Here is a 19,686-nt window from a genome sequence, read left to right on the forward strand (position 1 = left end):
TCAGTGAAGGTATGGGGATGCCGGATATAAAGGTCTTTTACAACTGGAACGAATGAGGAAGAACTTTATAAGTTCGGAAATTATGATTATGGAGGTTTCGAGATATGGCAATATCAATGAAAAATTTTTTTACAGACAATCAGGTTGCTTTCATAGGTTTTTCCAGCAACCCGAATAGCTTTAGCAGAAAGGTATATAATGATTTTGTCAAAGCCGGTATAAAAGTATATCCGGTTAATAGTAAGAAATTCAGCGAAGACGGTTTGGAGATTTATACAGATATAGGCCAACTGCCGCAAGTACCGGAGTGTGTTTATATACTCCTTAACAAGGAAAATACGAAAAAGGCTGTTGAAAGATTGAAGGGCAAAGGCATAAAGAAGATATTATTTCACAGTGCCGATACTGTAGATGAAAGTACCTTGAATGAATGCAAAAAGATGGGCATAGAAGCTGTAGTAGCCTGTCCGAGGATGTTTTTAAGCAATGGTTTAATACATAGGTTGCATGGCTTTATTGCAGGTGTCAAAAGATAATGTGATTTATATGGGGGGTTGGAAATGAAGCAGTTTCCTTTAGTAAGATTGAGGAGAACAAATGAGCACATTATGGCAGCGGTATTTTTTGTACTTGTCATGTACCAGATACCTTTTTGGGTCGGTAAACCTACATATATTTTGAATTTTTTAACTGTTTTAGCGGTCGGACTCTTAATTGATACAATCTTAAACCTGCTAAGATACAAGCGATTGGTTTGTTCGGTATCAGCCTCTGTGACGGTAGGAGTCATTTTGGCCTTATTCCCAGCTATACCGGTTTGGGGAGGCATTGCGGGTACTGCAGCTGCTTTGATTCTCGGAAAGCACTTTTTTGGTGGAACGGGTAAAAATATACTGAATCCTGCTATAATAGGCGTTTTATTACTCGGTCTCCTTTTTCAGAATGAGGGTGGCTTATTTCCAGCCAACTATGCTTTAATTCCTGCAATGCTGCTTTCCTTGGCTTTTATTGGTATTAGACCATATGCGTCAATAGGCATGATGTTTGGAATGCTTTTATCCATGGTAGTTAATGATACCCTAAGCATAGCAAATATTATTTCTTCAGGAGTAGTCTTCTGGGGATGTATAATTGTCACGGATCCGGTTACAGTTAGCTACAGGCCTTTTATTGGAGCTTTGGGGGGATTTGCCGCGGGATTTGCTCCTATATTCATTGAAGGGCATTTTTCTGCCAGAACAATGGCTATACTTGTTTTGGGACTAAATATTATTTCTTTTCTGGCTGATAGATTTATTGCGGTAAAAGGATTCAGTAAAAAACGTTTTGCCAGAATAGCAAAGCCTTATTCGGAAATTATTAGTGATAATGCCCATATGCCTCTCGATATGAAACATACTGGAATACAAAAAATAAACATGGAGCATATGAAAATCACTTCACAGGATATACTGAGGAAAATATGCGATAACGAAGTTGTTGGACTTGGAGGAGCAGCATTTCCAACACATGAAAAATACAGTCGGTTATGGCTTGTAATGAAAAAAAGAAGTTTTTTGTAATTAATGCTGTTGAATGTGACCCAGGACTTGTGCATGATTACTGGCTTTTAAGGCAGTATCCCAATGAAATCTATAAAGGAATTCAATTGGTATGCGGCTGTATTAAATTTGATAAGGTTGTATTAGCCACTAAGGATATTTCAGGCCTTGAATTTCCTGGAGATATTGATATCGTGGAGGTGCCTGGTTTTTATCCGATAGGTGCTGAAAGGATTTTAATCGAAAACACATTGAAGATTAAATTGCCTCATGATGTTATACCTGCAAACGCTGGTATTTTGGTTCTAAATGTGCAAACCCTTCTTTCTGTATATGAAGCCGTATACTTAAACAGAAAAGCAGACTCGAAATATATTACGGTGGCAAACCTCAATAAAAAGCAAGCCAGAGTCTTAAAAGTGAAGCTTGGCAGTAAAATATCGGAAATAGCAAATGCGGTTTATCCGGGAGAAGGTCCTATTTTTACCGGTGGTGGACTTATGGCGGCAAGACGGATAGATGACAATGAAGAAGTAATAAGGACTACTAATTTTATTGCAATTAGCCAATTTCCTTATTACAAGGAGTCTGTTTTATGCTCCAAATGTGCAATTTGTGTAAGAAAATGTCCAAGTGGACTGGAAGTATATAAAATAGCTGAATTAGTTGACAATAACAACCTTGATGCGGTCTCAAAATATAATATAAAAAAATGTATATCTTGTGGCACGTGTAGTTATTATTGCCTGGCGGGAAGAAACCTTTCGTATAAAATGAAAATTGCAAAGGAATATCGGTAGTTACACTTTTGACTATATAGGTCGTTACAACAGAGAATTTAGTATCTCGACCCCTAAATCAATAATCCTCTCCGAGCCCATAAAATTCAAAGCAACTTTAGCCCTTCCCCTTCTCTTGTCAACTTTTCGGATTATCCCTTCCAGCCTAAAAGCGGGCCTGAATTTACTATAACTTTGGAATTTTCAATAAATATTTTTGAGTAATCGATAAGGTCGGTATCTTTTAGAAGCCTTAAAATTGGATTTATTTCTTCGTCGGAAATTGATGAGTAGTATTCGCCGTCTTGTCTTAAAATATTATATACTTTAGGAATCTTTTTAATTACATAATAAATGCTTGTATCCATATCCAGATTTATAAGTACATAACCCGGAAAGAATGTTTTAATCACTTCATAACGTTGTCCCTTTCTTACTTCAGTAAGTTTTCTTTTTGGTACAATAGAATAACATTCATTATCGTCAAAATGATAGTGGAGAAATTTGTCAACATCCTCTTCAGCCCCGGTTTTTACATGAAGTGCGTACCAGCTCATCTTATCTCCCCCTAATAGCATTGCAACATTTTTCTCAATAATATCATTAATTTTTTTATTCTGCACTATACTTTTGGCAAAGAGATTTCTGCCTGTTATAACTCCCGTTTTAAATACTTTTTGAAGGCTGGATTACTGTAAGTTCAGTATGTTATTGCAAGTGTCGCCTTAGATGTTTGGTTGTGATAGTAATAAGGCTGTACATTTACTTCTGATATTGCGGCAAATATGGTTAAAAAGTTGAAAGCATGAGCTTTTCAAAAGAGGCTTATACCTATACTTAAGTATAGTAAAAAGTTAAAAAAATTGTATTATCATAAAATTAAATAAAAATCTGAGGGAAGCTAATCGATGTTGCGACACGTTAGTGGAACGAGGAGGACATAATTTGCTTTATTCTGTGTAGTGCTTCGGGATTTGGGGGACGAAAGGGCGAAGCTATAGGTACAGGTCTAAAAAATATACTCAAATTCTTTGAATAAATCCTAAACTTATCTTTTTTTAACGGTTATTTATATGAAAGGGTGGTTTTAGTGCTTGACAGTGGGTTGTCACTAACGATTATGCTTGCATCCGGAGCGGTTACTATTGTAACCCTCTATTTTATTGGAGTTTTATTGTGGGAAATCATAAAAAAAGAACGAAGCTTTCAAGGGAACGGGATTAAAGGATTTTTTACTTTTTTGATGACTCTTGCTATGATGGGAATCATAGCTTTTTGTCTTTACAAGGCACCTTATATACTGTTTAACGGTGTATCGTGGGAAATGATTGAAGAGTGGGGGCCATCGTCTCTTATTTATGCAGTGACGGCTTTTTCCTTTGTAATACCGGTGTTTTTTGTGTATTTTTTACTTGCCAATTATTTTGTAAAGCCAAATGACAAGCCTTTTTTTATGATTATTGTATTAAGTATAGTAAGCGGGATTGGAAATTCCCTTGTTCTTTTTATAGTCAATGAAGCCCTCAACAGAAACCTTGAACCTGAAACATGGAATGCAGCCGTAGAAAGCGGACTGTATGTGTATTTTATTTTAGGGATATTGCTTTTTACCATATGCGCAATGATAGTTAGAAAGAGATTGATTAAGATTACCAGCAACATTGTATATGAAAAGCGTATGCAGATAATCGACAGTATTCTTAAAGCTTCCTATCATAAATTTGAAGCTATAGAAAACGGAAAAATATACGCAGCTCTAAATAATGATACTGAAACTGTGAGCGGATTTGTCAATATGTTCGTAAGTTTCTTCTCTGGTGTAATCACAATGATTACGTGCTTTATTTACTTGGGTACGTTGAATTTTTACGGAATGGTGCTTTCGGTACTGATAATTGTTTTGGCTGTGGCTATGTTTTTAAAAATCAGCCAGTCGGCTGAAAAACTGTTCGATAAAAACAGAGAAATTCAGAATACTTTTTTCGATTATATAAGCGATATGGTAATGGGGTTTAAAGAACTTTACATAAGCAAAAAGAAGCGTCTAGAGTTCAGGGACGACATACAAAGTAAATGTGAGATGTACAGAGACAGCCGTGTGGAAGGGGAATATAAATTTGTAGGCGCATCCATTATAGGAGAGATTATGTATATTAGCGTAATAGGTATAGTGGTTTTTACCTTTCCGATGATTTTACCCAGCTTAGACGGAAATACTTTGAGAAACTATGTGCTGGTGTATCTATACATGGGGGGAATTGTAAATCAGATAATATTCCTCATTCCTGAATTTGTTCGCGTGTTGGTAAGCTGGAAAAGAATAAACGGGTTTATAGAAGAGATTAAATCTATAGAAGAAGAAGCGGCTGTGACTTCAAGCATCGAAGAAAAGCCAACTATAGAACTTAAAGAGGTAACATACCAGTATAAAAATGAAAATGGTGAAAAGTTCTCTGTGGGGCCAATTGATTATACTTTTAGACCGGGAGAAATTGTTTTTATCTCGGGTGGAAACGGAAGCGGAAAGTCAACATTGGCAAAGCTAATTACAGGTTTGTACAAACCGGATAAAGGAGAAATCACTGTTAACCGAAAAAATGTGGATCCGGAGACCTTGGGCAGTTATTTTACTGCTATTTACAGCGATTTTCATCTTTTTGAAAGACTGTACGGAATACAATGTGAGGAAAAACGTGAAGAAATCGAAAAGTATCTTAAGATTCTCGATATTGCCGACAAAGTTGAAATTAATGATGGAGCTTTCAGTACATTAAAGCTTTCCACCGGTCAGCGAAAGAGGTTGGCCCTATTGGTAAGCTACCTTGAGGACCGCCCGGTATATCTTTTTGATGAATGGGCTGCAGATCAGGATCCTGAGTTTAGAAAGTTTTTCTACAAGACACTTTTGCCGGAGCTGAAAGCCAGAGGAAAAACAGTAATTGCAATCACCCATGACGACAGCTATTTTGATGAAGCGGACAGGCTTATAAAAATGGAAATGGGGAGAATTGTTGAGAGAAAGGATGATGTAAGATGAAAAAAAGAATCTTATGCTGCTTTATGGTACTTTTGCTGTTTTTGCAGGTTGGATGCACTAGAGAAGTATCTGTGACTAAAGGTGAGAAGAGCTATCAGGAAAGAGGAGTTAGGATTGTAGATAAAGGCAATTACTTTGAAGCGGAATTGGATTATACCAGCGGATTAACACCAAGAGAGATGGGGGAAGCTTTCGCCAAGGGAATTCTTAAAGTGGTGCCCGATTACGAAGTTTGATTGATTCATATATTGCTGAAAACCTGCCGGACTACGAATATCCTTTCATTTTCTCAAGGATAGAAGATATAATACCTCAATTGGATGAAAGGTATGTGGAAGAAATTGAGGGAATGGCATCGGTCTTTTCCGGAGGTGATGAAGATATCAGAGATGATAAAAAGCTGTCTAAGGGGGAGCTTTATGTTCTGAATTTGTTTACAGATGTATTTAGGGGCGCCCAGTGCAGTTTTGTGTCGGTGTACGGTTCACGTTCCGAAACAAATAAAACTATTACCGGTCGAAATCTTGACTGGTTTGGAGGAACGCAAAACCAACTTCCCAGGATTCAAGCCATAATAACTATCAAGAATAAAGAGAGCAAGATTTGCTCTATCGGCTACCTTGGATATATGGGAATATTGACAGGCTTTAATGACAGCAAAGTGTTTGCCGGAATTTTGGATTCCATAGTCGGTGTGGCATACAGTTCCGAAGGTAGAAGGTCGTATACCTTGGACCTTCGTTATGCGCTGGAAAACTGCAAGACTATGGATGAAGCAGCTGAATTTATGAGAGACAGCAAAAAACTATATGCAGTCAATCACATAATTGCATTTTCCGATCCCGAAAAGAGTGTAATTCTTGAGAACAATTTCAGCGGTTACCGAAGAGATGGCAAAAAAGTTCAAAGGGCACTAAGATATGCGGATTCGGAACTGAACAAGGGAGTTACATGGGGGATAAGTGATGCGGTAGGCAGTGTTAATTCCTTTATTTTAGATGGGAATTATGATAATCATACGGGGAACAAATACAACACAAAGAGATGGGAAACCATGAAGAATCAAATCCTTTCAAAAGGGGATAAGTAGATGCCCGGGAGATGAAAGAGATTATTTCATATAAACACGGTGAACCTGATGCATTGTCTGAGGCGTCGGATTTATACAACAAGATGACTCTCTATATGGTGCTGTTTGAGCCGGACAGCCTTTCACTGGAAGTATATTTCCGTCCAAGAAATATAAGGCAGTCGCCGGATAATCCTGTCTTTGAGAAAATAGAAGTTTTTAAATAGACTACTTAAAAAGGGGAATAAGTGTTATGTGTGGTTATAAAACTCTAACCGATATGATTGTTTCAAGAGGCAGTGAGGATAAAAAGGGAATTACTTTTATATTAAGCGACACTGAGGAATGTTTTGTATCGTATAAAAACCTGTATTTATCAGCTCTAAACCTCTTACACAGGCTGCAGTCTGCAGGATTTAAGCCAAAGGACGAGGTGATTTTCCAGATTGACGACAACCAAAAATTTATTTTAACTTTCTGGGCATGTATATTGGGAGGAATGATTCCGGTTCCGGTTACAACCGGTACAAATGATGAACACAAGTTAAAACTGTTTAAGATATGGGAAGTTCTGAATAACCCAAGAATAATTATATCACAGGAGTTTATCGGAAAACTTGAAGCTTATGCCCATAAAAACGGCCTTTCGGAGAAAATGGAAGTTATAAAGAAGAGAGCTGAGTTTATATATGACAAGCTGGATATGGAATGTTACGGAAAAATCCATGAGACACAACCGGATGACATAGCCTTCATACAATTCTCATCAGGTTCTACAGGGACCCGAAAGGAGTTATAATCACTCATCGGAATGTTTTGATAAACCTGACTTCCGTTATTCAGTGGACAAACATGACCCCAAATGATGTGGGTTTGAACTGGATGCCGCTTACCCACGACATGGGGCTTATTGGAACACATATTAAGGGAATACTGGCGGGTATGAATCAGTATAATATCCAGACCCAGCTGTTTGTAAGACATCCTACCTTATGGATTCAAAAGGCAAGTGAGCATAAGGCGACTTTATTGTATTCGCCTAATTTCGGATATAAGCATTTTATGAAGTTTTTTAATCCGGAAGACAAGAGGGACTGGGACTTGTCCTGTGTAAGATATATTTTTAACGGTGCGGAACCCATATCCCTGGATATATGCAATGAGTTTTTGGACAAGATGGCACCTTATGGTCTTAAAAGGCAGGCAATGTATCCTGTTTACGGACTTGCCGAAGGAACAATTGCCGTAACCTTCCCAAAACCCGGAGATGAAATAAAGTATTCTGTCTTTAACAGGAATAATCTTGGTATAGGAGACACCATAGCCGAAACAGTCAGAGATGATACAAACGGTGTGACCTTTGTAGATGTGGGCTATCCCATATACAACTGCAGCGTGCGTATATGCGACAAAAACAATGCGGATTTGGGAGAAAACCGCATTGGATATATACAGATACGGGGCGGAAATGTGACATGCGGCTATTACAATAATGAGGCAGCCACAAAAGAAGCTATTACCGATGACGGATGGCTCAACACAGGAGATTTGGGATTACTTAGGGACGGACGCTTGATTATTACGGGCCGGGCAAAAGATGTCATATTTATGGCAGGTCAAAATTATTACTCCCATGATATTGAGAGAGTGGCCGAAAGTGTTGACGGTATAGAACTTGGGAAAATAGTTGCTACAGGTGTTTACAACCAAAGTACGAAGTGTGATGAACTCGTGCTTTTTGTTTTATTTAAGCAGAAACTTGAGAACTTTGTGAGCTTGGCTTTACAGCTTAAAAGTACTATAAATCGTACTATGGGAATTGAAGTGTCGGAAGTCATTCCGGTTAAGAACATTCCCAAGACTACCAGCGGAAAGGTCCAACGCTACAAACTCAGAAACAGCTTTATCAATGGTGAGTTTGACAAAATAAGAAGCGAATTGGCTGTTCTTATGGATAATGAACGAAGCAGCAGAAAAATTGATTTGCCCAAGAATCCTATTGAAAAGAAGCTGGTTGCCATATGGTCGGATTTGCTTGAGCTAGAAAACGTGGGAACCGGGATGACTTTTTTGAACTTGGAGGCGATTCTCTTAAGGCTACACAGCTTATTTCCAGAATAAAAGAGTTTTTTGGCGTTGAAATAGAACAGACGGAGATATTGGAAAATTCCGATATAGCAGGTTTGGCTGAGGTAATTGAGAAGCATAAAAATAAAGGCAGTAAAGAACATGATGCTATAGTACGGGCAAGTGAAAACACTGACAATTTGCCCCTTTCTTTTTCACAAAAGAGACTGTGGTTCCTTGACCGTTTAAGCGAAAAAAGTACACAATACAACCTTTACACAGCCTTAAAATTACGGGGAAATCTTGATAGAAAGAGTCTCCAAAAGAGCCTTGACGAAATAATGGACAGGCATAGAATACTTAAGATGGCTTTCAGGGAAGAAAACGGGCAGCCGGTTCAGGTATATAATCCGGAAGCGAAATTGGATATGGTGTTTGTCGACTTACGCCAAGTTCCTGAAGAAGAAAGGGAAAGGCAAGCACTGGAAATTGCAAGAAAGGAGGCTGCAAAGCCTTTTGAGTTGGGCAAGGCACCCCTTTTGAGAGCCAGTCTATTATGCCTTGATAATGATGAGCATATTTTAGTTATGGTTGTGCATCATATTGTGTTTGACGGCTGGTCCTTTGGAATTTTCCTAAAGGAGATGACCCATTACTATGAAATGTTTAGAAGCGGAAAAGGACAAAAGCTGGAAGAACTGAGCATCCAGTATACCGATTATGCTTACTGGCAGGCCAAAAGGTTTGATGAAGGCCTTGTTAATAATCAACTGGAGTATTGGAAAAACAAGCTCTCGGGAGATATTCCGGTGTTGGATCTTCCTTTGGACAAGCAAAGACCGGCTATACAGACCTATAACGGAGCTAAATTTACGGCCTCTATTCCGTCCGATTTGGTGAAAAAGCTTAAGAAGCTTGCGGGAAAAGAAAAGTCCACGTTGTTTATGGTTCTGCTTGCGGCATTTAAAGCGCTTCTTTACCGCTATACAGGGCAGGAAGACATAGTTGTGGGTACGCCTATAGCCAACAGGAACAGAAAAGATATTGAGAATTTAATAGGATTTTTCACAAACAACTTGGTTATGAGAACCCGCTTTTCAGGAAAGACAAGCTTTTTGGAGCTGCTGAGGCAGGTTAGAAGAACAACGCTGGACGCATATTCAAATCAGGATGTACCCTTTGAAAAGTTGGTGGAAGAACTTCACGTTGAACGTGACATGAGCCGGAACCCTCTGTTCCAGGTTTTGTTCAGCTTACAGAATACCCATATATCCCTTGAGGGCTTTTCGGAAATAAATGCTTCAATTATAGGTATAGACAATGGTTCTGCAAGGTTTGACCTGGCTTTGGATATTAGAGAAGCCGGAGATGGACTTAAGGCTGATTTTGAATATAATACCGATTTGCTTAACCAAGACACAATAAAGAGAATGGCAGGACACTACAGACAGCTCTTAGATAGCATTGTTCAAAGCCCGGAGAAAGAAGTGGACATGTTATCCATTTTGACAAGGGAAGAAAAGACCACAATGCTAAATACATGGAACAGCACAGAAGTTGATTATGGGGATATTCCATGTTGGACAAAGCTTTTTGAAGAACAGGTGAAGAAGAAACCCCATAGAGTTGCCGTCAGGGATAAAGAACGTTGCTTGACTTATGCCGAGCTTAACAGTAGTGCCAACAGGTTGGCAAACTATCTGATATCCAAGGGAGTTGTCCTGAAACAGTAGTAGGTGTTTATCTTGACCGTACCGTTAATATGCTTATTGCGCTGCTGGGTATTCATAAAGCCGGCGGAGCTTATCTACCCATGGACCCGATATTCCCTAAAGACCGTTTGATGTATATGCAGGAGGATGCAAAGGTTGAAATAATTTTATCGGAAAGCGCACTGGAAGGAACGCTGCCGCAAAAGGATTTTCAGGTAATTTGCCTCGACAGAGAAGGGAAGACAATTTCTCAATACAGTGATGAAAATCCTGAAACTAAAAATAATGGGGAAAATCTTGCATACCTTATTTATACATCCGGTTCCACCGGAAAACCGAAAGGAGTTCAGATTGAACATCATGCGCTTATAAATTTCCTTTTGTCAATGGCAGATAAAACAGGAATCAAAGAAGATGACACATTGCTTGCCGTTACTACACTGTCCTTTGACATTGCGGGCCTTGAAATGTTTATGCCTCTAGTGTCAGGAGCCGGAATTGTAATTGCCGGAAGAGACGAAGTAATAGACGGAAGAAAGCTTATTGAGCTTTTAGACGAGAACTTTGTTTCTATAATGCAGGCCACACCTGCTACATGGAGACTTATGATTGAAGAAGGATGGGAAGGAAACAAAGGGCTGACGGTTTTATGCGGAGGGGAGGCATTGTCCAAAGAACTGGCAAAACAGCTTCTTGACAGATGCGGTACCTTGCTCAACGTGTACGGGCCTACCGAAACCACCATCTGGTCAACCATTGCAAAGGTGGAACACGATACAGACAAGATAACAATTGGAAAACCTATTGCAAACACACAAGTCTACGTCTTGGACGAAAATATGAACCCTGTTCCTGCGGGAATACCGGGAGAACTTTACATAGGCGGAGACGGCTTGGCCAGAGGTTATCTTAACCAACCTCACCTTACGGAAGAAAAATTCATTAAAGACCCATTTAGAAATAAAGACGGTGCCCGGCTTTACAAAACCGGAGATATGGTAAAATTCTTGTCTGACGGCAATCTGGAGTTTATAGGACGAAATGACCACCAAGTGAAGATTCGAGGCTTTAGAATAGAGTTGGGAGAAATCGAAAACCTTCTCAACGGATTTGATAATGTAAGACAAAGCGTTGTGGTTGCAAAGGAAATTGCCCCGGGAGAAAAATCCCTCGTGGCATATATTATTCCAACGGATGAAAAAGCGGCTTTATCTTCAGATGCTCTAAGAAAAAAACTTAAGGAAAGGCTTCCTGATTATATGGTTCCTGCAGCCTTTGTAATGATGGATTCTTTCTCGATGACACCAAACGGCAAAATTGATAGAAAGGCGCTTCCAATGCCTGAAAATTTGCGTCCTCAGCTGAAAAACGAGTATATGGCACCAAGAAGCGAGATTGAAAAAACTATAGTTTCTATCTGGCAGGAGGTTTTAAAGCTTGAGCACATAGGAATAAACGATAACTTTTTCGATTTGGGAGGCCATTCACTGCTGCTGGCACAGGTGAGGAGCAAAATTTCCGCAGCGCTTAAAAAAGAAATCACAATGATTGATCTATTTAGATATCCTACAATAAAAACACTGTCGGAGTTTCTTGAAGGAAAGCAGGATTTGGAACATAAGGTCAAACAAGATAAAAAAGGCATTGACGGTAAAGGTGATATTGCTGTTGTAGGATTGAGCGGAAGGTTCCCCGGTGCTAAAAATATAGAGGAATTCTGGCAAAACCTTTGTAACGGTGTTGAGTCGGTTAAGCAGTTTACTGATGAAGAGGTTATCGGTGAGGGAGTCGACCCGAACGCACTCAAAAAGCCGGAATATGTTAAAGCATGGGGAGTCTTGGATAATGTTGACAAGTTTGATGCAGCCTTTTTCGGTTATAACCCGAGAGAGGCGGAAGTACTGGACCCCCAGCAGAGAATATTCCTGGAGGAGGCGTGGAAAGCCCTTGAAAATGCAGGCTACGATGCCCAAAAGTATCCGGGAAAGATCGGGGTATATGCCAGTGTGGGTATGAACACATATACACAAAACCTGGCCGAAAGCTTTAAGGAAAAGGGTCTGGCAAGCGATTACCAGATTATGATTAGCAATGATAAAGATTTTTTAGCCACCCGGGTTGCATATAAACTAAACCTCAAAGGACCTGCAGTTACAGTACAGACTGCTTGCTCATCCTCTTTGGTTGCAGTTCATCTTGCATGCTTAAGTCTTCAAAACGGAGAGTGCGACATGGCTGTAGCAGGAGGAGCAAGTATAAGGCTTCCGCAGAAAACCGGATACTTGTATCAGGAAGGAATGATTCTATCTCCCGACGGACATTGCAGGGCTTTTGACGAAGAAGCTAAAGGTACCGTCGGAGGAAACGGTGCAGGGGTGGTTGTATTAAAGAGGCTGGAAGATGCAATCTGTGACGGAGATTCCATCTGGCAGTTATTAAAGGTACGGCCATAAACAATGACGGTTCTGTGAAAGTGGGATATACTGCTCCGGGAATTGAGGGACAGGCAGGAGCTATTTCGGAAGCACATTTGAAAGCAGGTGTGGATCCGGAAACTATCACATATATTGAGGCCCATGGTACAGGTACACCATTGGGAGACCCGATAGAGATTGAAGCATTAAAACAGGTATTCGGAAAAACAACCCAAAAGAAGGGTTTTTGCGCTATAGGATCTGTTAAGACCAATATAGGCCACTTAGATGCCGCAGCAGGTGTCTCAGGATTGATAAAAACCGTCCTTGCATTGAAAAATAAAATAATACCTCCAAGCCTGAACTTTAAAAAGCCGAATCCCAAATTGAATATCCACGACAGTCCTTTTTACATAAACAATAGTTTGAAAGAATGGAAAAGCAATATCGGGCCCCTAAGGGCAGGGGTAAGCTCCTTCGGTATTGGAGGTACCAATGCTCATGCTGTGCTTGAGGAAGCCCCTGTTGTAGATTCTGATATATGCAAAAATGATGAAACTTTGCTTGTCTTCTCTGCCAAAACCCGTTCCGCTCTAGATAAGATGACCTATGAATTTGTAGATTTCCTAAAGAAAAACAGCGATATTAATATGGCCGATGCAGCCTATACTCTACAATTGGGACGCAAGGAAATGGAGCATAGGAGATTTGTAGTCTGTAAGTCCAGGGAAGATGCTATTTATGCCCTTGAAAATATTGACTCAATTCCTAAAAGGGTTTTTGACAGTATAGAAGGGCAAAACGGCGAGGAAAGATTTATGGAAGTTAATCCCAAAGACTATACGCTGGAGCAATTGGGACATCTCTGGTTAAAAGGCGCAAAAATTGACTGGGGAGTATTGTATGAGGGAACTAAAAGAAGAAGAATCCCGCTTCCTTCCTATCCCTTTGAAGGTAAATCCTACTGGGTGGATGGAGTGAAGAAAAATAAAGAGGCAGAGGTAAAAGGCAAAATAAGTGATATTTCAAAATGGTTCTATGCTCCGGTTTGGAAGCAATCGGCAAAGGGTGGTTTGTCGAAGAGTACAAAGTATGTAAACGCAAACGATGTTATACTTATCCTCACAAAAGACAGCAGTTTTTGCGACAGCTTGATAAAACGAGTCAAACATTCAAACGAGAACATAATTGTAGCTAAAGCGGGAGAAAGCTTTGGCAAGATGGGAGACAGAGATTTTCTTTTTAGGCCGGAGCAAAAAGAAGATTATGACAGCTTGCTAAAAGAAATTTCAAAACTTTCTAATAAGCCGGATATAGTCTTGAATCTTCTGGGAGTTACCGAAGATGGTTCAAACACGGAAGACACAAACGGTGTAAGATGCGGAAAACAGCTTTTCTACAGCTTGGTTTATCTGGCACAGGCTTTTGGAAATCAAGGCTGGAATACACCGGTACAGTTTAAGGTATTTACTGACAATACTTTCAAGCTGTTCAATGAAAAAACCTTGTACTACGGCAAAACCCTTGCCGTGGGACCCTGCAAAGTTATTCCGAGAGAATACCCCAATATCAGATGCAGTATAGTCGACTTCGAATTGCAGCACGGAGAAAGTTTACAGCAACACGATATTATTGAGTGCTTTGTATCGGAAATATATGAAAAAGACACAGAGCTCATAACCGCTTACCGTGGTTTGGAACGCTGGATTCAGACATTTGACGGTACACAGGTTGAAGAAAGCCCGGATTCTCTGCTGAAGAAAAACGGAGTATATCTTATCACCGGAGGGCTTGGCGGAATTGGACTGAATCTTGCAGAATACCTGGCAAAAGAAGTACAGGCTAAACTAATTCTGGTAAGCCGCTCGGAATTTCCGGAAATGGATAAGTGGCAGGATTGGCTTTTGGAATACGGCAAAAATGACAGTATATCAAGGAAGATAAATAAGCTTGGAACTTTGCAAAATCTCGGTTCGGAAATCATGGTGTGCAAGGCCGATGTTACCGACACAAAACAGCTTGAAGTTATCAGGCATAATGCATTAAATAGGTTTGGCAGAATTGACGGTATAATTCATGCGGCTGGAAATCCCGGCGGCGGTATGATTCAAATGAAAACCAAAGAGTTTTGTGAAAACGTTTTGGCACCAAAGGTTGACGGTACTCTTGCCCTTTATGAGACTTTTATGAGCAGTGAGCTGGATTTCTTTATTTTCTGTTCTTCATTAAATGCCATAACCGGAGGGTTCGGACAGGTTGACTATGGTGCTGCCAACGTTTTCCTTGATTCTTTTGCAAAAGCCCATGATTCCTACAGGGGAACACGGTTTATCTCAATTAACTGGGATAGGTGGCCGGGAGTCGGTATGGCAGGTGGAACCGGACAGAAGATAGATGAAGGGGAGCCGGCTGTTCATCCCCTATTGGGCAAAAAAGTCTTGGCTACTTCCGAAAAGAAGGTCTATCTTGCAGAATTTAGCCCCAGCAAGGATTGGGTATTGTCCGAGCACCTTGTAATGGGCATACCAACCATAGCAGGTACAACCTATCTGGAAATGGCAAGGGCAGCTTATAAAGAAATGACTTCTAAGGATTCAATGCAAATAAGCGATGTAATCTTTTTAACTCCGATGGTTGTAAGACAGGATGAAGCAAGAGAAGTGTTTACCATATTGACTAAAAGCGGAAATGAGTACGATTTCCAGGTTGCAAGCAAGCTAAAGGGTGCAAAAGAAGAGGCTATCTGGCATGAACATGTAAGAGGAAAGATAAAACCCTTGGAAGAGGAAAATGCGAAACAGTTTGACCTTGAGGAAATAAAAGCAAGGTGTTTTAGCAAAATGGAAATAAGTAAAGCTCAAGGCGATAAAACCAAGGAATTTATCAGCTTCGGCGACAGATGGAAATCGTTAAAAGGCTTTGACCTCGGAGAAAATGAGGGGTTGGTTGAGGTTGAGCTGGCAGACGAATTTATCGGTGATCTAAAGGACTATGAACTCCATCCGGCCCTGCTTGATGTGGCTACTGGTTCGGTGAGATTGGCATCCGGCGGTAATTTCCTTCCTTTCTCCTATGAGAAGCTGACAATAGACAGACCGTTACCCGGAAAAATATACGGATTTATAAGATTTAAAAACGGATACAGCGCAAAACAGGATATTATAACCTGCGATATTGACATAATGAACGACAAAGGGGAGCAGATTGTTGAGATATGCAATTTCTCAATGAGACTGACAGATGATGACGCCGCAAAAAATATCAGAGAAAGGATTTCGGGACAGCAGAAAATAGGAAAGACTGCCTTTGATGATTTATACAAAATAGCAGTTAAAAAAGAATCCGGTTTCTTAAATAACGGTATATCCGAATCAGAGGGCAAGGAAGTTTTCAGACGCATTGTAAACGGTTTATGCAAATCCCAGATAATCGTATCTGTGAAAGATCTAAATACAGCAATTGAACAAGCCAATTACATTAACCAGCAGGGTATGAAGAAAGAAGCTTATGAGAAGGATTCAAGACCGAAACATCCCAGACCCGAACTTGATAACGATTATGTACCTCCCAAAAATGACATAGAACAGAAACTTGCGGATATCTGGCAGGAAACTCTGAACATAGAAGCGGTAGGCATTCATGATGAATTCTTTGCTTTAGGCGGGGATTCATTGCTACTGATACAGCTGCACTCAAAAATCAAGGAATCCTTCTCCACCGGCTTGGCAGTTGTAGATTTGTACAAATACAATACAATAGCTTCTCTTGCAAAATACTTAAGCAGTGAGAATAAAGAGGAGGAGCAGCCGGTATTCCAAAGTGTAAGCGAGAGGTCAAACAGACAGCTTGAAGCGATGAAACAGAAAAGGCAGGAAATGAAGCTGAAAAGACAGCAAATGAAACAAATAAGAGGAGTGGTTAAAGTTGATTAATTATCAAGACGGCAGCTATGAAGGGGCAATAGCTATAATAGGTATGAACGGCCGTTTCCCCGGAGCAAAAGATATGGATGAGTTTTGGAATAATTTGTACAACGGCGTGGAATCGGTTAAGTTTTTCAACCGTGAAGAACTATTGAAGATGGGTATAGATGAGCATCTGCTTGACAATCCAAGGTTTGTGGCCGCTGATGCCATATTGGACGATATAGACAAGTTTGATGCCGAGTTTTTCGATTATTCTGCCAGAGAGGCAGAGATTATGGACCCTCAGCACCGATTGTTCCTTGAAAGTGCATGGGAAGTATTAGAGAGCGCAGGATACAACTCTGAATTATATGACGGACGAATTGCAGTATATGCCGGAGCAAATCTTAGCGGATATATGGTTCGAAACCTTTATTCCAATCCCAAGCTGGTGGAAAATCTGGGTTCATTCAAAATTATGATTGCCAATTCCCAGGACTTTCTGGCAACAAGGGTATCATACAAAATGAATTTAACAGGCCCCAGTGTTAATGTAAACACCTTTGCTCATCCTCCGTGGTTGCATTACACCTTGCATGTCAAAACCTCCAGAATTACGGATGCGATATAGCTTTGGCCGGTGGTGTGAGTTTGCAGGTATCCAGAAATGATGCCTTCTTTTATCAAGAAGGCGGAATTGGATCCGGTGACGGGCACTGTAGAGCGTTTGATGCCAAAGCAAGCGGAACGGTCAGCGGAAGCGGTCTTGTGGTGCTGGTGCTAAAAAGGCTTGAGGACGCTATAAGAGATGGGGATCAAATTCATGCAATCATAAGAGGTGTAGGTATTAACAACGACGGTTCGGAAAAAAACAGCTTTACAGCTCCAAATGTGGACGGGCAGGCTGAATGTATTGTTGAAGCCATTGAAATGTCGGGGGTTGATCCGGAGACAATAACTTATATCGATGCCCACGGTACGGGAACAGACCTTGGGGATCCTATTGAAATCGCTGCACTGACAAAGGCTTACCGTGCATACACAAAGAAAAAGCAGTTTTGTGCAATAGGTTCGGTAAAAACCAATATAGGACATCTGGTAACTGCAGGAGGGCTTGCAAGCTTGGTAAAAACAGTACTGGCTATGAAGCATAGAGTAATACCTCCAAGCTTGAACTTTGAAGAACCGAACCCGAAGATTGACTTTATAAACAGTCCGTTTTATGTAAATACGAAGCTTTCCGAATGGAAAACCGACGGATTCCCGCTGAGGCAGGTATTAGTTCCTTTGGAATAGGAGGTACCAATACCCACGTTATTATTGAAGAGCCGCCTAAAGTTAAAAAGTCGGGGGAATCTCAAAGAACGTGGCAGTTAATAACCCTTTCTGCCAAAACGGCTACTGCTCTTGAAAAGATGACTGAAAACCTTGCAAACCACATAAGAAAAAATCCGGATATAAATCTTGCAGACATCGCATTTACCTTAATGGTGGGACGCCGAAACTTTAATCACCGTAGAATGATAGTTTGCAAGGATGCACAAGATTTGCTCCAAAAACTTGAAGCAATGAACGATGATGAGGTATTTACACGTTTCCAGAAACCCAGGGTACAACCTGTTGTCTTCATGTTCCCGGGAGAAGAGAGCAAATATGTAAACATGGGACGGGGATTGTATGAAACAGAACCTGACTTTAGAAACACTGTAGACCAATGCGCAGAGATTCTTGAGCCGCTGCTCGGCCTGGACATACGCAAAGTGCTTTATCCCGGTGACGATAAAATGGACTATGCAGCCTCCAAAATGAAAGAAGAAGCTATAGCACGGGCGGCAGTGTTTGTAGTTGAATACGCCATGGCAAACCTATGGATTGAATTGGAGATAGAACCTGCATGCATGTTGGGAAAAGGCGTCGGGGAATATGTGGCGGCATGTATTTCAGGAGTGTTTACCTTGGAAGATGCCCTCTCCCTTGTAGTAGCTGGTGAGGAAGAAATGGAAAGCAGGCTGGGAGGTATTTCTTTAAATTCAGTTAAAATTCCGTTCATTTCATGTGTTACAGGTTCATGGATAAATGAACAAGAGGTATCCAGCAGTAACTATTGGATAAGCCAAAGAAGAGGTAATTTATTCTATGACGGATTGAAGGAAGTTTTGAAAGACCCTGATCAAATACTGATTGAAATGGGTCCGGCAAGTGATTTGTATGAAATTGCTGCAAGCAGCGCAATGATGGAAGATACGCAAAATCAGGATACGAAGAGAACAATACTGCGGACTCTGCCAAGCATGGAGGGAAAAGCCCAGGATGTACATCTACTGCTTGGCAGCTTGGGACAATACTGGCTTACAGGAAACAGGGTGAACTGGAACAAATTCTACACGTATGAGGAACGCCACCGTATCCTGCTTCCAACCTATCCTTTTGAAAGACAGAGATATTGGATACAGCCCGGAAAACGCAATGATGAGGATACTCAGCCAAAGCTATTGATTTCAAAAAGTGAGGAGATCTCGGATTCCATTACAAGTTCAAAGTTTGAGGAGGGTGTTATTACTGTCACTTTAAAACAAGCCGTTGGAAGCAATGGAACGGACTTAAACGGTGACGTTAAAAAGCAACTGGAGAGTTTGCTTAAGTTTAAAGAGGACTTAGTAAAATTCTGTGAAAGCAATGAACATATCAAAGGTAAAGTTGAAGTGTCTCCTTTAGGATTAAAATTGCTTGAAACAGATAGCCAATCAAACATTGGAATTTCAGAGCAGCTTAAGAGAAGGCCAAGGCCGAACCTGCAATCGGATTATGTACCGCCCCGCAATGAATTGGAGAAAACAATTGTTGAATGCTGGCAAAAAGCTCTCGGGTTTGACAGAATAGGTATTCATGACGATTTCTTTGAGCTTGGAGGACATTCTTTGATTGCAGCAGCTATAGCCAGCGAACTGGGCAAGGTACTGGACGTACAGATACCCCTTCGTAAACTGATGGAGACAACTACGGTAGAAGGTATTGCAAATCTGATAGAAACATATCGGTGGGTGTCTCAGGATACCGGCGATGAGAAAGCTAATGAAGAAGAAATTGAAGAATGTACAGTATAAAATGATATTTAACTTTGCAGAGGGGGATTCCAAATGTCCCTCTGCAAAACAAAGGTAA

The 19,686-nt window shown here is 40.5% G+C and carries 11 protein-coding genes and 1 pseudogene; 11 read left to right on the top strand and 1 reads right to left on the bottom strand.

Going from position 1 to position 19,686, the window contains the following annotated elements; translation table 11 throughout:
- Positions 1-104 precede the first annotated feature (104 nt).
- Genes JCM21531_RS00070 through JCM21531_RS00080 form a run of 3 tightly spaced genes read left to right on the top strand, consistent with a single transcriptional unit; the run spans position 105 to position 2,341 of the window.
- Complete coding sequence (locus JCM21531_RS00070; RefSeq protein WP_038286483.1) at positions 105-536, top strand: CoA-binding protein; 432 nt, start codon at positions 105-107, stop codon at positions 534-536.
- Between the two features lie 24 nt (positions 537-560).
- A complete protein-coding gene (locus JCM21531_RS00075) occupies positions 561-1,562 on the top strand; it encodes an RnfABCDGE type electron transport complex subunit D (RefSeq protein ID WP_038286484.1) in 1,002 nt (333 codons plus the stop codon).
- Complete coding sequence (locus JCM21531_RS00080) at positions 1,529-2,341, top strand: 4Fe-4S dicluster domain-containing protein (protein ID WP_038286486.1); 813 nt, start codon at positions 1,529-1,531, stop codon at positions 2,339-2,341. The genes JCM21531_RS00075 and JCM21531_RS00080 overlap by 34 nt, the downstream gene beginning before the upstream one ends.
- Before the next feature lie 131 nt (positions 2,342-2,472).
- Here JCM21531_RS00080 and loaP read toward each other — a convergent pair whose 3' ends face one another.
- A complete protein-coding gene (gene loaP, locus JCM21531_RS00085) occupies positions 2,473-2,943 on the bottom strand; it encodes an antiterminator LoaP (RefSeq protein ID WP_054846931.1) in 471 nt (156 codons plus the stop codon).
- Positions 2,944-3,410: 467 nt separating this feature from the next.
- Between loaP and JCM21531_RS00090 the strand changes: the two genes are divergently transcribed.
- The 8 genes and pseudogenes from JCM21531_RS00090 (at position 3,411) to JCM21531_RS24170 (ending at position 19,628) form a co-directional block, all read left to right on the top strand.
- Complete coding sequence (locus tag JCM21531_RS00090; RefSeq protein ID WP_038286488.1) at positions 3,411-5,357, top strand: cyclic peptide export ABC transporter; 1,947 nt, start codon at positions 3,411-3,413, stop codon at positions 5,355-5,357.
- Positions 5,354-5,593, top strand: coding sequence for a hypothetical protein (locus JCM21531_RS19580; protein WP_243466942.1), 240 nt, complete (start codon positions 5,354-5,356; stop codon positions 5,591-5,593). The genes JCM21531_RS00090 and JCM21531_RS19580 overlap by 4 nt, the downstream gene beginning before the upstream one ends.
- A complete protein-coding gene (locus tag JCM21531_RS00095) occupies positions 5,590-6,447 on the top strand; it encodes a C45 family autoproteolytic acyltransferase/hydrolase (RefSeq protein ID WP_243466943.1) in 858 nt (285 codons plus the stop codon). Before JCM21531_RS19580 ends, JCM21531_RS00095 begins: the two co-directional genes overlap by 4 nt.
- 11 nt (positions 6,448-6,458) lie before the next feature.
- A complete protein-coding gene (locus JCM21531_RS19585) occupies positions 6,459-6,653 on the top strand; it encodes a hypothetical protein (RefSeq protein WP_243466944.1) in 195 nt (64 codons plus the stop codon).
- A 26-nt stretch (positions 6,654-6,679) separates the two neighbouring features.
- A pseudogene (locus JCM21531_RS24955) lies at positions 6,680-16,551 on the top strand (amino acid adenylation domain-containing protein).
- A complete protein-coding gene (locus tag JCM21531_RS24160; protein WP_369347542.1) occupies positions 16,544-17,155 on the top strand; it encodes a beta-ketoacyl synthase N-terminal-like domain-containing protein in 612 nt (203 codons plus the stop codon). Before JCM21531_RS24955 ends, JCM21531_RS24160 begins: the two are co-directional and overlap by 8 nt.
- On the top strand, positions 17,101-17,820 hold the full coding sequence (locus tag JCM21531_RS24165; RefSeq protein WP_369347543.1) for a beta-ketoacyl synthase N-terminal-like domain-containing protein: 720 nt from the start codon (positions 17,101-17,103) through the stop codon (positions 17,818-17,820). Before JCM21531_RS24160 ends, JCM21531_RS24165 begins: the two co-directional genes overlap by 55 nt.
- On the top strand, positions 17,769-19,628 hold the full coding sequence (locus JCM21531_RS24170) for a CurL C-terminal domain-containing protein (protein WP_369347544.1): 1,860 nt from the start codon (positions 17,769-17,771) through the stop codon (positions 19,626-19,628). Before JCM21531_RS24165 ends, JCM21531_RS24170 begins: the two co-directional genes overlap by 52 nt.
- Positions 19,629-19,686 lie beyond the last annotated feature (58 nt).

Origin of the sequence: Acetivibrio straminisolvens JCM 21531, from assembly GCF_000521465.1 — a bacterium.
In the GTDB taxonomy this organism is placed as follows: domain Bacteria; phylum Bacillota; class Clostridia; order Acetivibrionales; family Acetivibrionaceae; genus Hungateiclostridium; species Hungateiclostridium straminisolvens.

What these genes read in the sequence shown, in the direction of transcription:
- JCM21531_RS00070 (WP_038286483.1), top strand. Translation starts at nt 105, where the DNA reads ATGGCAATATCAATGAAAAATTTTTTTACAGACAATCAGGTTGCTTTC.
- JCM21531_RS00075 (WP_038286484.1), top strand. Translation starts at nt 561, where the DNA reads ATGAAGCAGTTTCCTTTAGTAAGATTGAGGAGAACAAATGAGCACATT.
- JCM21531_RS00080 (WP_038286486.1), top strand. Translation starts at nt 1,529, where the DNA reads ATGGCTTGTAATGAAAAAAAGAAGTTTTTTGTAATTAATGCTGTTGAA.
- JCM21531_RS19580 (WP_243466942.1), top strand. Translation starts at nt 5,354, where the DNA reads ATGAAAAAAAGAATCTTATGCTGCTTTATGGTACTTTTGCTGTTTTTG.
- JCM21531_RS19585 (WP_243466944.1), top strand. Translation starts at nt 6,459, where the DNA reads ATGAAAGAGATTATTTCATATAAACACGGTGAACCTGATGCATTGTCT.
- JCM21531_RS24170 (WP_369347544.1), top strand. Translation starts at nt 17,769, where the DNA reads ATGGAAAACCGACGGATTCCCGCTGAGGCAGGTATTAGTTCCTTTGGA.